We start from the raw sequence: 14,576 nt of genomic DNA, 5'->3' as shown, positions 1-14,576 counted from the left end.
TTTAATTTGTCCCATGTTATTGCCGAAGCGCGCCATTCGACCCGCCCGAATATCGGCCACGAGACGGTCGGGCGAATTCTTCCCATGACACCTCACCCCCTGGACCCATCCGATAAGGACTGCATCATGATCACTTTGTACGGTTTCGGCATCAGCAATTATTTCAACAAGGTCAAGCTGGCCCTGCTGGAAAAGGGCATCGCTTTTCACGAGGAAAGAGTGGCGCCCTCCCAAGACGCATCCTTGTTGAAAAAGTCACCGCTGGGAAAAATTCCGTACATCGACACGCCACAGGGCGCTTTGTCGGAATCCCAGGCCATCGTGGAATACTTGGAGGACGCCTACCCGGAAAACCCGCTTTATCCCGCGGATCCCTACGCCCGCGCCAAATGCCGGGAACTGATCCTGCATCTGGAACTGAACGTCGAACAAGTCGCACGCAGGCTTTACACCGAGGCGTTCTTCGGCGGCTCCCTGCCCGATGACGCCAAGGCGGACGTGAAAACCCGGCTGGAAGCCGGACTGCAAGGATTTTCCCGCCTCGCCGCCTTTTCGCCCTATGTTTTCTCCGACCGTTTCACCCTGGCGGATTGCGCGGCGTGGCCACATCTTACCCTGATCGGAAAAGCGGCCGTCGCCATTTACGGTGAAGACCTGATCGCCGCCCATCTTCCCGCCGTGGCGGATTATCTTAAGCTCATCGAGTCACGGCCAGCCGCGCAATCCGTGGCGAAAGACCGCGCCCAGGCCCTGCAATTGTTTTACGCGGCCCGCAAACCCTGAGTATCGAAACCATGAAAACACGACTTTCCCTACCCGCTCTCGATCCGGCGACCGTTACCTCCAAAACCACGTCCACCTATCCGCGCGAGGAATGGCGGGATGAACTCGGCCGACGCAGCAAGCAGGCCCTGGGCGATGCGCTGGGCTTGCAGAACTTCGGCGTCAATCTGGCCAGGCTGGAACCCGGAGCCGCCTCCGCCCTGCGCCACTGGCACACGCGCCAGGACGAATTCGTCTACGTGCTCGAAGGCGAACTGACCCTGGTCACCGAAGCCGGCGAGCAAATCCTGCTTGCCGGCGACTGCGCGGGCTTCCCCGCCGGCCGGGAGGATGGCCATCGCCTGATCAACCGCAGCGACGCACCGGCCGTTTATCTGGAAGTCGGCGACCGCCTGCCCGGCGACCGGGCCCATTATCCCGACGTGGATCTGGAAGCACGGGCCGATCGCAGCCCTTATCGCTACTTCCACACCGACGGTAGCGCCTATTGATGCACGCCGACGAGCGGTCGCGGATTTCCGAGGCCGCTCCGGCGAACTCCGGTCGGCGGACACCCGAAAGGCCAGCGGCGAAAGCAGCCCTCCGTTGCGAAACGGAGTGTAAGGCCAGCCATACACTTGCCGGCACGAGCACGTCCGCTGAAATCGCAATAGATTGATTATTAAATAATTTAAATTACTGGCACGGCATGTGCTCTATACGATGCATCGGGCGAAACGGTATCGCTGTAACCATTAGCCGCTTCCTCCTTTCCCCGAATGTAACGAGCTTTTCCCCCGCGGTGATCACGCGGGAACGGCAAACAGGCACAGGTAAGTCCCCGGATTTACCCCCACTAACGAGTAAACGCAGAGCACCCCATGACACGAAACACAGCACTCGCCATGATCGTGGCCACGTCCATCTTCTCCCCCCTGTCGGAGGCCTCCACGATCGCAGGATTGGTGAATACCGGCCAGGGGCTGAGCAGCGGAACGGTAGACACTCACTATGCCTTCGAGACCCTCTCCGGAACCGCGACCGGCACCGGTGGGTACGGCGTAGTCGCTCCCAACTCCGGTTTCCCCCTGAACTACTGGATCGCCAATACGGAAGCGTCCAAATGGCTGGCTCCGACCGCGAATGCCGCCCAAAGTTACGACGCCTTAAGCGAAGGACATTACAAATGGACTTTGGACTTCGATCTTTCAGGCTACGACGCCTCGACGGCGTCGTTCAGCGCCCGCTTCTCGGCCGACAACGGCGCAACCGTCAAACTGAACGGCGTTTCCCTGACATCGACGCCCTACCCAGTTTCCTATCGCGACTGGACGTCGTTCGGCACGGAAAGCGGTTTCGTCGGCGGCATCAATACGCTGGAATTCTTCGTGACCAACGAAAGGCGGGGGAGCGGCAACCCGACCGGTCTGCGCGTCGAGTTCCTGTCTTCCAATGTCGATGTCGCGAAAGTCACGACACCCCCTGTTCAATTGGGCGTGCAAGCGGTACCGATTCCTCCCGCCTTGGCGCTGTTGGCATCGAGCCTGCCGGTGCTGCTGCTCGGCAAACGGCGCGGTCGGGCCTGAAGCACTCGACCGATCACGCCCGGCCACAGCGACCGGGCGTAGCGGCCCCCATGAAACGTCCCGCCCCGGCGGGACGTTTTTTTCTCGAGCAAACGACTCTTACGGAATAAGGCGCGCCTCCGGCGGAACAAGGCAGCGAACGCTGCGGCTGATTCCCGCCACACCCATCGGCTCTTGTGCCGTGCGGTCCATGCTGCGATCACGTTTACTTGCGCCTTACGATCCACCCGATGCGGAGGGACGATACTTCAACCTTCTGCTCCCTCTGCCGGCGGCAGTGATGGAAACCGGACTTGGCCCAATTCCCTCCCTGCTTGCGCGGACACCCGTTTTCCCGACGTCCCGCCGGTTCCCCGTGCAACTGCGGCCTGATATAAATTCAGCCGTCGTTCACCGGCAGACACATCAACCGCAAAAAGGAGTTTTTCGTGCATCTGAGCTATTCCAACCTGACCGCGCTGGTCAACGAAGCACTAGCCCTTTCCTTTCTCGCCCACCTGGAATCGTCCGACGGTTCCCGCCGGGTAGCTCCTCCCACCTATGCACCGGAAAGAAAAGGCGATCCTTCGCGTTACCTCATCACGCCCACCGGCGAAGTCCGGCTGGACTCGCCGCAATCTTTCGCCAATCGCCTGGAAGAAGTCATCGCCGACGAAGGTCTGACGCCCTCGTTCGACATCGTCGACGACCAGGGGGAAATACTGATCAACTCGCGCCAGTTGCCGCATCGGGTTTTCGATGCGGCGTTGCGCGACTCCAACCTGGACGGCCAGCCTTTTTTCAAATCGACGCTCGGCGTCCGCTTGCGTGAGGCACGCCCGGCGGCGGCCACGGACCTGTTTCTGCACTCGCCGGAATCTCTGCTGTTCGGCGTATGGGACAGCCACACCGGCGGCGGCGGCCAGGTGCTGAGACTGGCCCGCGCCGTCACCGCGCGCATCTACGGCACCGGCGCGGTGGAACGGCCGGGAGCGGCACAGAAGTCCGATCCGCTCAACATCACCAAAGACGCCGGCGACGTGTTTCTGGACGAAAACGGTCAACTGACCACCGACCCCGCCCTGGCATCGAAAGATGCCAAAGGCAAAATCAAGGCGAAGAAGCCTTCCGACCTGGGACACGGCAGCGTGCCGGCTTCGGCGGGCAAGGATGGCGTCGACGTGGACGACATCGTCCTGCAAGGCGCTTTGCATCTCGGCGTGCTGGGCAAATACGGCTTCCCCGGCGACGACGGCCAACGCAGCACCGAACGGGACATCGCCGTCCGCGCGGCCTTGGCGGCGCTGGGCCTCTGGGCCGTGCAAACCGTCGCGACCCGCAAGCTGTATCTGCGCTCCGGATGCGACCTGATTTACCGGGACATCGCCTGGCTGGCCCGCTTCGGCGGCGGCCGGGTCGAAGCGCTGGAATTCACAGCCGATGGGCCCAAAACAGTCTTAAATGAAGCCTTGAAAGTCGCGGCCGATCTCGGCCTCAGTTGGCAAACGCGGCCCGTCGTGCTCAGCGCCGGCAGCGGCTTGCTGAAGGTCATCGAAGCCTCGCAGGCCGGCCACGGCGGCGAAGAAGACGGAGAGTGAGGTGAAAACCGCCGTCCTCTCCTTCGGCATCGAATTTCTCGGTCCCGTCATCCTAGCCGATCCGTCCCGGCCCGACTGCGCGGAATGGCCGCCGGCCCCGGCGCGCGTCTACGCCGCCCTGGTGGCCGCGGCCTGCGACCACGGACTGGGCGAGGACGTCGTGCGGGCCCTGCAAGCCCTGGAAGGCACGGCGCCCGCCATCACGGCGCCGCACGCCTCGTTCTATCCGGCTCACCGCATCGCCGTACCCACGGCCCATACCTTTCGCGGCCTGGCGTTGATGGCGGCACCGGAAGTTTTTCCGGCCTCGCCGGTGGTCAGCTATCACTGGCCGGTGGCGGCCGACGCCGCACCGCTCATCGGCCGCGCGGTGCGCCGCCTCAGCCATGTCGGCCGTGGAGAAAGCCTGGTGCTGGGCGACGTTTACGCAGCGGAACGAGTGCCCGAGCCCAATCTGGTGCCGGACCGCACGGGCGACCTCTACCTGCGCGTACCGACCGCGGGACGATATCAGACCCTGGAGCGGGACTACCTCCGCGGCCGTTGCTCCGCGAGTCTCGATCCCGCGCAGCCCTACCGCTGGCTAGCCGGCGACGCGCCGGCGACGGCGCAGACCGGTCCTTGGGGCAGGCTGATCGCCCTGCGCACCAAACCCTGCGACATCCGCAGCGCCGCCCACCTGGCCGAGGGTTTGCGCGCCGCCGTGCTGGCGCGGCTGGGGGACGACGCCCCCGCGCAAATCCACGGTCACGGCACGCACGATCACGTCGCCTGGCTGGCCCTGCCCCACATCGGCGGCGAGCACGGCGACGGCTCGGTGCTGGGCGTCGCCGCGCTGCTGCCTGCCAACATGGAACCGGAAGCGGAGCGCGCCTTGCTCACCGCGCTGGCCGGCTTGCGCGGGATACCCTTGCGCGGCCGGCGCATCCCGGTGAGCCTGCCGGCCCAAGCGCTGGCGACCCTGCAATCCGCCACCTGGTCCCGGCCGTCGCGCCTTTGGGCCAGCGCCACTCCGCTGGTGTTGGAACACCGGGTGGGCACCGATGCGCGCCGGGCCGTTGCCCAGGCCATCGCCCGCGCGGGCTATCCCCGGCCGATACGGGTGGAAAGCGGCGTGGTGCCTTATCTGCGGGGAGCCGTGCATGCCAGCGAGACTTATCCGCGCCGCGAACACGACTTGCCCCGGCGCCATGCCCTGGTCGAGTTCGCCGAGCCGGTCACCGGCCCCTTGCTGGCCGGCGGCGAGCGCTATTTCGGACTGGGCCTGTTCAAGCCCCTGCCCTTTGCGCGCACCGGGAATGACTGAAATAGGCGGGAAGTTTCGCGCAGTCCGAAATGCAGTCCGGGCGCGGCAGACCGCGGCCGGGTGATGGTCGGCAACCCTAATACGCCGGCTTCGCGAATCTGCGGCAAAATAACCAAGCTTTCGGAGCATTTGGACGATGCCGGTTACCGCGCTCTCTTCGGGGAGCGCTGCGTTGAAGGAATTTCTACTCGGCGCTGGATTGGTCGCAGAGATGTTACCGCGCTCTCTTCGGGGAGCGCTGCGTTGAAGCCTGGGCCAACCAGGCCTTGTTCGCCGCACTCGGCGTTACCGCGCTCTCTTCGGGGAGCGCTGCGTTGAAGCCGACTGGCAGGCCCGGCCGCGCCGGGTCAGCCGCGTTACCGCGCTCTCTTCGGGGAGCGCTGCGTTGAAGGCAGGGCGAGCAAACCGACCACGGCTCCGCCTGGCGTTACCGCGCTCTCTCCGGAGAGCGCTGCGTTTCCCCGTTCCGGTTCACTCGTATCGAGGCTCGCCTCCGGGCATAATTTCCGCCAAACGGACGCAACCACTCACAAGGAAAGCCGCCCACGATGACCGCCGCCCCCGCCTTCTTCGACTGGTACCAAACGCTACGGGACCGCGCGCCCTACCCCTGGCAGATCCGCCTGGCGCAAGCGCTGGCGGACGGCCACTGGCCCGACAGTCTTAGCCTGCCCACCGCCAGCGGCAAAACCACGCTGCTGGACACCTGGGCCTGGGCGCGAATCCGGAGTTTCCCCGGCGTTCCCACCCGGCTCTATTGGTGTGTGGATCGCCAGGTGGTGGTGGACCAAGTGGCGCGCCAGGCGGAAACGTTGCGCACGGCAGTGCCCGGCTTGCAACTGGCCGCGCTGCACGGCGGGCTGGACCTTGACGACCCCGGCGTGACCGACCCGCTCGCCCCGGCCGTCATCACCACCACGGTCGACCAATTGGGCTCGCGCCTGCTGTTCCGCGCTTACGGTTCGTCCCGGCACGTCGCGCCCATCCATGCCGCCCTGGCCGGCAACGACGCCTTGCTGGTGCTGGACGAGGCCCACATCGCGGCGCCTTTCGCCGCCCTGCTGGAAAGCATCGCCCGGCTGCGCGCCGACGGCTTGGGCTTGCCCTGGCGGACGCTGCTGCTCAGCGCCACGCCGCGCGGCGGCCTTGGCTTTGCCCTGGACGAAACCGATTACGCCTGTGCGGCCCTGCGGCAAAAGCTGGCCGCGCCCAAGCTCGCGACCTTGAGGGAATGCTCCCGCGAGGCGCTGGTGCAAACCCTGTGCGAACGGGCACTGGCGCTGCGCGCGGCCGAAGCCGGCGTGGTGGCCGTCGTCTGCAACCGGGTGCGTACCGCCCGTCAGGTGGCGGAAGCCTTGGCCGCCCACGGCGAAACGTGCCTGATCACCGGGCGCATACGCCGGCCGGATCGCGAACGCCTGCTGGCCGAATTTTTACCCCGCCTGGAAGCCGGTGCCCGCGCCAAGGGCCGGGCGACCTTGTTCGCGGTGGCGACGCAAACCATCGAGGTCGGCGCGGATTTCGATTTCGACGCCCTGGTGACGGAAAGCGCGCCGCTGTCCGCCTTGCTACAACGCGCCGGGCGCGTGAACCGGGCCGGCGAATTGCCGACAGCGTCCATCGAGATCGTGCATGCCAAGTCGGCGCGCGAAATCGACCCGGTCTATGGCGACGATATGAAAACCGCCTGGAACTGGCTCACGGCGCGGGCCGGCAAGTCCAGACAACTCGACCTGTCGCCCCTGGCCTTGCGCGATGCCGAGCTGCCGGCGGAAGCGGAACCGGATTATCCCATGCTGGGTTCAGCGGACCTGCGCTTGCTGGCGCAAACCAGCACTGCCGCCACTATCGACATCGCGCCCTGGCTGCGCGGTTATGCCTCCAGTGCCGAAGCGGCCATCGTCTGGCGCGCCGACATGCCGGCCGATCCCACCCACTGGGATGCCTATTTGCGCGCCTTGCCGCCGGCAAGCCGCGAAACCCTGACCCTGCCGGTATGGGAACTGAGGGAATGGCTGAACAGCCGTCACCCAAATCGTCCCGTCGCCCGTTGGGACGGCGACAACGGCCGCGTCAGCCCCGGCGCCGAAACGAGGCTACACGCCGGCGCCACGCTGATCGTCCCGGCGAACTACGGCGGCTGCGATGCCTGGGGTTGGGCGCCGGATAGCGGCGAACCGGTGAGCGACCTGGGCGACACGCCGTTTCGCACCCGCATACACCCGGCCCTGCAAGCGGAGGCCGCCGATTGGCTGGCGGCCTACACCCATGAATGGGAGCCGATCGACGATGACGAGTTGCTGGCCTTGGCGGGCATAAGACCCGAGCAATCCTGGCGCCTGCAGGATTATCCCGGCGGCGTGGCGGTGATTTACGGCGCGCCGGAACCGGAAAGGCTGACCGGCGTGGAGGTCGGGCTGGACGAACACTCGCGCGGGGTGGCCGAGTACGCGCGCCGATTCATCCCCCCGGTTTTGAGCGACGACCTGGCCGAGGCGGTCTGCCGGGCGGCGCTGTGGCATGACATAGGCAAGGCGGACGATCGTTTCCAACTGGCCCTGGGCGCCACGGGCATGGAAAAACTCGCCAAATCCCGCGCGCGCAGCCGCGAACAAGCCCGGCTGGCCCGGTCGCTATCAGGTTTGCCCGCCGGCTGGCGCCACGAAATCGCCAGCGCGGCCGGCTTGGCCGCGACGGATGAACTGATCGGCTATCTGGTGGCCACCCATCACGGCCGGGGGCGTTGCTGGCTGTCCGCACGCCCCGACCCGCAGCATTGGGCGGCGGCGGGCGGCGCAAGCTGGGCCGACCGCTACGCCCGCTTGAACGAGCAGTTCGGCCTTTGGGGTCTTACCTATCTGGAGACACTGGTGCGGCTGGCGGACTGGGCGCGCTCGCGGGCCGAAGCCGAGGGGGCTGCATGATCGAGCTGAGCGGTCTGAACATCACCAATCCGCAAGCCCAACTCGCTTCCTTCGGCCTTTTACGGATCGTCGCCTCGCGGGGCAAGCCGTCGGCCACGCTGCATTGGCGGGAAAGCGACGGGAGTGCCTGTTTGGCCGGCCTGTCCTGGGGGGACTTGCTGGGCGTGCTCGGCGACTATCTCGTCGACCGTGAGCGAGCCCCGGAATTGAACTGGGCCGACACGATCAAGGGCTACCTCCGCGAGCGCTACCGCGAGCAGATGCGCACGGCCAACGCCGGGGAACGGGAATGGCTGGAGGCTTACTGGTACGAAGTAGCGGGCAAGAAAGGCGTGAGTTTGGCCGAAACCAAGCTGGACATGACCGCAGGCGGCCTCAAACTCTTTGCGGCAGTGCGCAAACTGCTGCCTGTCGTACGGGCAAGTTTGGAAACCAGTGTACGGGAAGCCCTCCTCGGCCCCTGGCTCAACGCCGATAACGTCGGCTCCCTGGGTTGGGACCCCGGAGCGCTGAAATCCGGCGCGACCGTCGCCGGCGGCAAAGCCCCCACGTCGGCGAAAGATGCCACGGTCGTGGCCGCCATGTGGCTGGCCTTCGAAGCTTTGCCGCTGTTTCCGGCTCGCTGGCTGGCCGAACTAGGCAAGTTCGACGAAGTTATCTGGGTATTGCCTCATCGCCCGGCAAGCTGGGCCGGACTGCGTGAAATGCAGTTGGCAGGGGTGCGCATGGATGTCGAAGACCTCCGCGCTCAGGGGTGGTCCCGCTGGTCTGTCGGCATCACGCGCAACGGCAAATTCGGGTGTTTGCTTCCGCCGACGCCGCATCGGAGTTGACCGCTTAATCGCTAGCCGATACGGTGCCCGCTGTCTCTCGCAAGAAGTCCGCGCCCATGCGTTTAGTCTATTCCGCCCTGTTCTACTCGTTCACTCCTTTCATCCTGGGCCGGCTGGCCTGGCGGGGGAGGCGCTTGCCGGAATATCGCGAACGCTGGGCGGAGCGTTTCGGTTTTTATGCGGGGCCGGCGCGCCAGGGCTCGATATGGCTGCATGCGGTTTCGGTCGGCGAAGCGGAGGCGGCGTTTCCATTGATTCGTGAGTTGCAGAAACGCTATCCCGATCGCCGCGTCCTGGTGACCACCACCACGCCCACCGGCTCTGCGCGGGTGCGGACGGTACTGGGCGATTCGGTCGATCACGTCTATCTGCCCTACGACATGCCCGACGCGGTCGGACGTTTTTTCGACCATTTCCGGCCCGCGCTGGCGGTGGTCATGGAAACCGAGATCTGGCCCAATCTCTACCATGGTTGCGCGGAGCGCAAAATCCCTCTGGCCATTGCCAACGCCTGTCTATCGGAAAGATCGGCGCGCGGCTACGCCCGCCTGCCCGCGCTGACGCGGCCCAGCCTGCACGCCGTCCGCCTCATCGCCGCGCAGACCGAAGCCGATGCGGCCCGTTTCCTGAGCCTGGGCGCGCGCCCGGAAAGCGTCATCGTCACCGGTAACCTGAAATACGACATGGAACTCCCGGCCGACCTGGCCACACGAGGGGCGGCCTTGCGGGCTGAGTTGTTCGGCGCGCGCCCGGTACTGATCGCGGCCAGCACGCATGACGGCGAGGAGGCGCAGGTGCTGTCGGCTTTTGCCCAGTTGCGCGCGCGTTTTCCCGACCTCCTGCTGGTCCTGGTGCCGCGCCACCCCGAGCGCTTCGACCCCGTACATGCACTCGCAGTGGCGGCGGGCTACAGCGTGACCCGACGCAACGAACATTTGCCGGCGTTCGATGCGGATATCTTCCTGCTGGACACCCTGGGCGAACTGCGGCTGTTCTACGCCGCCGCCGACGTCACCTTCGTCGGCGGCAGCCTGGTGGCCGTGGGTGGCCACAACCTGCTCGAGCCCGCGACCCTCGGAGTGCCGGTGCTGTTCGGCCCGCATACCAACGAGATCTGGGAAATCGCCACCGCCTTGCTCGAAGCCGGCGGCGCGGTGCAAGTCGCCGATGCCGGGGAGTTGGCGGCGCAGGCGGAACGGTGGTTGGCCGACGATGCGTCGCACAGACAGGCCGGCGAGCAGGCCCGCGCCGCCGCCGAATCGGGACGCGGAGCGCTGGACCGTACCGTCGCACTCCTGGTCGAGCTGCTGGATACGGCCTGAACGGACTTGCTGACCGTTTGGTTGCGGGGGAAGCGCTCGGCTATACTGGCGCGCGTTTTGATAACGGATCCCCACGCCCAGCCCAGGAGTTTTTTCCAGCCATGACGCTCATCGTTCAACCGGTCATACTCTCGGGTGGTTCCGGCACCCGGCTTTGGCCTTATTCGCGCGAAGCCTATCCCAAACAATTTCTGACCTTCGTCGGCGACAAGACCCTGCTGCAGGACACCGTTGCCCGGGTGGCGGACATGGAGGTGGGTGCCGGGATCGGCTTGCGTGCGCCTTTGGTCGTGTGCAACGAATTGCACCGCTTCCTGGTCGCCGAACAATTGCGCCAGATGGGCTATGACCATGCCGGCATCGTGCTGGAGCCGGCCGGCCGCAACACCGCGCCCGCGCTGACCCTCGCCGCGGCGACCGCCCTGGCGGCGGGCGACGATCCCATCCTGGTGGTGATGCCCTCGGATCATCATATCGAAGACACCGCCGGATTCCGCCAGCGCCTGCTCGACGCCGCGCAACGCGCGGCGGACGGCGCGGTGGTCACGTTCGGCATCGTGCCCGACAAGCCCGAAACGGGCTATGGCTATATCCGCAAGGGCGCAGACCTCGGCGGCGACGCTTACGAGCTGAACGCCTTCGTGGAAAAGCCCGACGCCCTCACCGCGGCGAGCTATCTGGCCACCGGCGACTATTTGTGGAACAGCGGCTTGTTCGTGCTGCGGGCATCGGTATGGCTGGAACAGATACGCCGCTTCCGCCCGGACATCGCGCAGGCTTGCGAACTGGCCCTCACCCAGGGCAAACGCGACGGCGACTTCATCCGCGCCGACAAGGCCAGCTTCGGGGCCTGCCCCAGCGATTCCATCGACTACGCGGTGATGGAAAAACTCACCGGCGGCCAGGGCGCTGTGGCGGCCGTGGTCCTGCCGCTGGCCGTGGGCTGGTCCGATCTCGGGTCCTGGCCGGCGCTCAGCGATGTGCGCGAACAGGACGCCGACGGCAACGTGACGGTGGGCGACGTGTTCCAGAAAGACACGCACAACTCCCTGCTGTATTCGCAAAACCGCTTCCTGGCGACGGTGGGCGTGTCCGACCTGGTCGTGATCGAAACCACCGACGCCGTGCTGGTCGCGCACAAGGACCACGCGCAGGACGTCAAGGCCGTGACCGATCACCTGAAACGCTCATCGCGCCAGGAACATATTTACCACGCGAAGGTGCATAGGCCCTGGGGCGACTATCAAGGCATCGATCACGGCTCGCGCTACCAGGTCAAACGCCTGACCGTGAAACCGGGCGCCCAGTTGTCGCTGCAACTGCATCACCACCGGGCGGAACACTGGGTCGTGGTCAAGGGCACGGCTAAGGTCACGCGCGGAGAAGAAAGCTTTTTGATCACCGAGAACGAGTCGACCTATATCCCGCTGGGCGTCAAGCACCGGCTGGAAAACCCCGGCACGATACCCTTGGAAATCATCGAGGTGCAGTCCGGCAGCTACCTGGGCGAAGACGACATCGTCCGCTTCGAGGACAACTACAACCGCATCGAATCCTGATGCTCCGGCCGCGCAGGGCGCGGCATACATCGGCGCCCGCCGGCTGCAAGGCCAGCGGGCGCAATTCGTTTCACACCCTTAATCTTTATCATCGCGAGTAATACAACATGGCGCTCCACTGCGGCATCGTCGGCCTCCCCAACGTCGGCAAATCCACCCTCTTCAACGCACTGACCAAGGCGGCCATCGCCGCGGAAAACTACCCCTTCTGCACCATAGAGCCCAACACCGGCGTGGTACCGGTGCCGGACCCGCGCCTGGATGCACTGGCCGCCATCGTCAAACCCGAGCGCGTGCTGCCCACGGTCATCGAATTCGTCGACATCGCCGGCCTGGTCGCCGGCGCCTCCAAGGGCGAAGGCCTGGGCAACCAGTTCCTCGCCCACATCCGTGAAACCGAAGCCATCGCCCACGTGGTGCGCTGCTTCGAGAACGACGACGTGGTGCACGTGGCCGGCCGGGTCGACCCGGGTTCCGACATCGACGTGATCCACACCGAGCTGATCCTGGCCGACATGGCCTCGGTGGAAAAAGCCCTGCAGCGCGTGCTCAAGAGCGCCAAGTCGGGCAACAAGGACGAATTGCGCAAGAAGGAAGTGCTGGAGCGTCTGACCGCCCATCTCGACGCCGGCAAGCCGGCCCGCACCGCGGGACTGGACGCCGATGAACAAGCCTTGATCCGCGACCTGTTCCTGCTCACCATCAAGCCGACGATGTACATCGCCAACGTGCAGGAAGACGGCTTCCACGACAATCCGCTGCTCGACCGCGTGCACGCCATCGCCGCCGAGGAAGGCGCCATGGTGGTGCCGGTCTGCGCGGCGCTAGAAGCCGAAATCGCCCAGCTCGACGAAGCCGACCGCGACGAATTCCTGAAAGAAATGGGCCTGGAAGAACCGGGACTGAACCGCGTGGTGCGCGCCGGCTACAAGCTGCTGAACCTCAACACCTACTTCACCGCCGGGGTGAAGGAAGTGCGCGCCTGGACCATCCCCGTGGGCGCCACCGCCCCGCAGTCCGCCGGCGTGATCCATACCGACTTCGAGAAGGGCTTCATCCGCGCGGAAGTCATCGCCTACGACGACTTCATCCAGTACAAGGGCGAACAGGGCGCCAAGGACGCCGGCAAATGGCGTCTGGAAGGCAAGGAATACGTCATGCACGACGGCGACGTGGTGCATTTCCGCTTCAACGTCTGACCCGATATTCGGCGGTCCGAGAGCACTCCGCTTTACCGCCTACGGCCGATGCAAGGCGACGGCACCTGAATCTCCCAGACAGGTGCCGTCCATCGGCGATTTGCCGATTCCGCGAGTCGGCTCTATTTTTTTGTTGATCCGCGTGCCGTCGCAGTACGCGTGAGTTCCAAACCCGTGCTGGTCCTGGCGGGCCTCGCCTAGCCGGCCCCGCCCAAGCTCTCGAATTCCGTGCGATGAAAAACAGCCTGCCCAACGAACGCTACTATCTGCGGCACCTGTCGGAAATGAGCCGCGAACGCGAGATTCAGGTGCACGAAGACATCCGCAACAGCAACGGCTTGGCCCTGCTGGGCAAGGGCGAACGCATAAACGCCGAGAAAATCGACCGGATACTTCAACACAAACTGCTGAAACCGATCGATCATTCCATCCTCATCGCCGACGCCGTAAACAGCAGCGTCCTGGTCCAGGGCGCCCGGCGCGTGATGGACAGCTCGAGTCCTTTGAGCGAGGTATTGCGCAGGGTTGTGGGTGCGGCCAAACTGGCTTCCCACCTGGGGCGCCTGCCGCTCGAACCGATGGTGGCCAACAAGCTGACCACCATGCAGGCCCAGCTGCCGGACATATTCGAGCACAGCCTGGAATCCGCCTGCCTCGCGATCGCGCTGGGCAAGTTGTGCGGTGCGAGCGAGTCCGAACTGGATGCCATGGCGGGGATCGGCCTATTGCACGACATCGGCAGCCTGCATCTGGATACCGCGCTGTTTGAAACGGACGCGCATTTCACGCCGGAGCAATGGCGTCAAATGCACGCGCACCCGGTCATCGGTTTTTTGATCCTGAAGTACGGCCCCAGAAATTACCGCGACCTCACCGTGCCTGTCCTGGAGCATCACGAACGCATGGACGGCAGCGGTTACCCCCGCAAGCTCGACGGGGCCGATATCAGCCGACTGGGCCGTATCGCCGCGGTCGTCGAGGTCGTTCTAGGCGTATTGCAGAAACATCCCCTTCATCATTTGTCCGTCGTGATGAAAGCGCAGGACGGCAAGCTCGACGACAGCGTCATGCAGGCGCTGTTGCGCACGCTGCGCCGCTCCGGAGACTACGGCGATGCCGCCCATAACGGCAAGGTTGGCCGAACCGAGCTCGACTCGCTGTGCTCCGTATTGAGCCTGCTGCTCGCCGAATGGAATCGTTTGGTGCAGGAGCTCGAAGCGGACGGAACCTGCTCGTGCCAGGTATTGGGCGGGCAAATGGATAAAGTGCATCTGTTGCTAAGGCAAACCGGATATTCGGACGACTATCAGCAATGGCTGAGCATCATCGCGACGGATGCGGAAAGCACGAGCGAGCTGTTCAGCGTGTTGCATGAAGCTTTTTATTACGTCCGCCAGGCCATACACTCCGCCGTTCGAGAAAACCAGGCGACTTGCGCAGCGCGCATGGACCAACTTTTCCATTTTCTTGACTTGGCCGAAAAGATATTCGCGTCCCTGGATCACTAG

11 protein-coding genes and 1 CRISPR repeat array are annotated in these 14,576 nt (G+C 64.9%); all 11 genes read left to right on the top strand.

The features are described 5' to 3' along the window. The first annotated feature begins 126 nt into the window (after positions 1 to 126). The 11 genes from JWZ97_RS01530 to JWZ97_RS01480 all read left to right on the top strand — a co-directional run bounded on the left by JWZ97_RS01530 (position 127) and on the right by JWZ97_RS01480 (position 14,576). On the top strand, positions 127 to 783 hold the full coding sequence (locus tag JWZ97_RS01530; RefSeq protein WP_205432948.1) for a glutathione S-transferase family protein: 657 nt from the start codon (positions 127 to 129) through the stop codon (positions 781 to 783). Positions 784 to 794: 11 nt separating this feature from the next. Continuing rightward, the gene (locus JWZ97_RS01525) at positions 795 to 1,274 is read left to right on the top strand and encodes a cupin domain-containing protein (protein WP_205432946.1); all 480 of its coding nucleotides are present in this window, start codon (positions 795 to 797) and stop codon (positions 1,272 to 1,274) included. 369 nt (positions 1,275 to 1,643) lie between these two features. Then, complete coding sequence (locus JWZ97_RS01520) at positions 1,644 to 2,348, top strand: hypothetical protein (RefSeq protein WP_205432944.1); 705 nt, start codon at positions 1,644 to 1,646, stop codon at positions 2,346 to 2,348. A 428-nt stretch (positions 2,349 to 2,776) separates the two neighbouring features. Further along, positions 2,777 to 3,925, top strand: a complete 1,149-nt coding sequence (cas7u, locus tag JWZ97_RS01515) for a type I-U CRISPR-associated RAMP protein Csb1/Cas7u (RefSeq protein ID WP_205432939.1) — start codon at positions 2,777 to 2,779, stop codon at positions 3,923 to 3,925. A gap of 1 nt (position 3,926) precedes the next feature. Beyond that, positions 3,927 to 5,231, top strand: coding sequence for a type I-U CRISPR-associated protein Csb2 (csb2, locus tag JWZ97_RS01510; RefSeq protein WP_205432937.1), 1,305 nt, complete (start codon positions 3,927 to 3,929; stop codon positions 5,229 to 5,231). Positions 5,232 to 5,373: 142 nt separating this feature from the next. Beyond that, positions 5,374 to 5,693: a CRISPR direct-repeat array (repeat unit 36 nt; unit sequence GTTACCGCGCTCTCTTCGGGGAGCGCTGCGTTGAAG). Positions 5,694 to 5,779: 86 nt separating this feature from the next. Next, positions 5,780 to 8,155 (top strand): type I-U CRISPR-associated helicase/endonuclease Cas3, encoded by a 2,376-nt coding sequence (gene cas3u, locus JWZ97_RS01505; protein WP_205432936.1) that lies wholly within the window; start codon positions 5,780 to 5,782, stop codon positions 8,153 to 8,155. Further along, positions 8,152 to 8,988, top strand: coding sequence for a hypothetical protein (locus JWZ97_RS01500; RefSeq protein WP_205432935.1), 837 nt, complete (start codon positions 8,152 to 8,154; stop codon positions 8,986 to 8,988). Before cas3u ends, JWZ97_RS01500 begins: the two co-directional genes overlap by 4 nt. Positions 8,989 to 9,044: 56 nt before the next feature. After that, complete coding sequence (waaA, locus tag JWZ97_RS01495) at positions 9,045 to 10,310, top strand: lipid IV(A) 3-deoxy-D-manno-octulosonic acid transferase (RefSeq protein ID WP_205432934.1); 1,266 nt, start codon at positions 9,045 to 9,047, stop codon at positions 10,308 to 10,310. A gap of 101 nt (positions 10,311 to 10,411) precedes the next feature. Continuing rightward, positions 10,412 to 11,869 carry a mannose-1-phosphate guanylyltransferase/mannose-6-phosphate isomerase gene (locus JWZ97_RS01490; RefSeq protein ID WP_205432933.1) on the top strand — a complete coding sequence of 486 codons (1,458 nt, stop codon included), beginning with the start codon at positions 10,412 to 10,414 and terminating at the stop codon, positions 11,867 to 11,869. A gap of 107 nt (positions 11,870 to 11,976) precedes the next feature. After that, positions 11,977 to 13,068: a redox-regulated ATPase YchF gene (gene ychF / locus JWZ97_RS01485; protein WP_205432931.1), complete on the top strand. Its 1,092-nt coding sequence runs from the start codon at positions 11,977 to 11,979 to the stop codon at positions 13,066 to 13,068. A 233-nt stretch (positions 13,069 to 13,301) separates the two neighbouring features. Next, on the top strand, positions 13,302 to 14,576 hold the full coding sequence (locus JWZ97_RS01480) for an HD-GYP domain-containing protein (RefSeq protein WP_205432929.1): 1,275 nt from the start codon (positions 13,302 to 13,304) through the stop codon (positions 14,574 to 14,576).

Origin of the sequence: Methylococcus sp. EFPC2 (genome assembly GCF_016925495.1) — a bacterium.
Lineage (GTDB): Bacteria > Pseudomonadota > Gammaproteobacteria > Methylococcales > Methylococcaceae > EFPC2.
The sequence above is the reverse complement of the archived record's forward strand: the minus strand, read 5'-3'. Positions and strand labels throughout refer to the sequence as shown.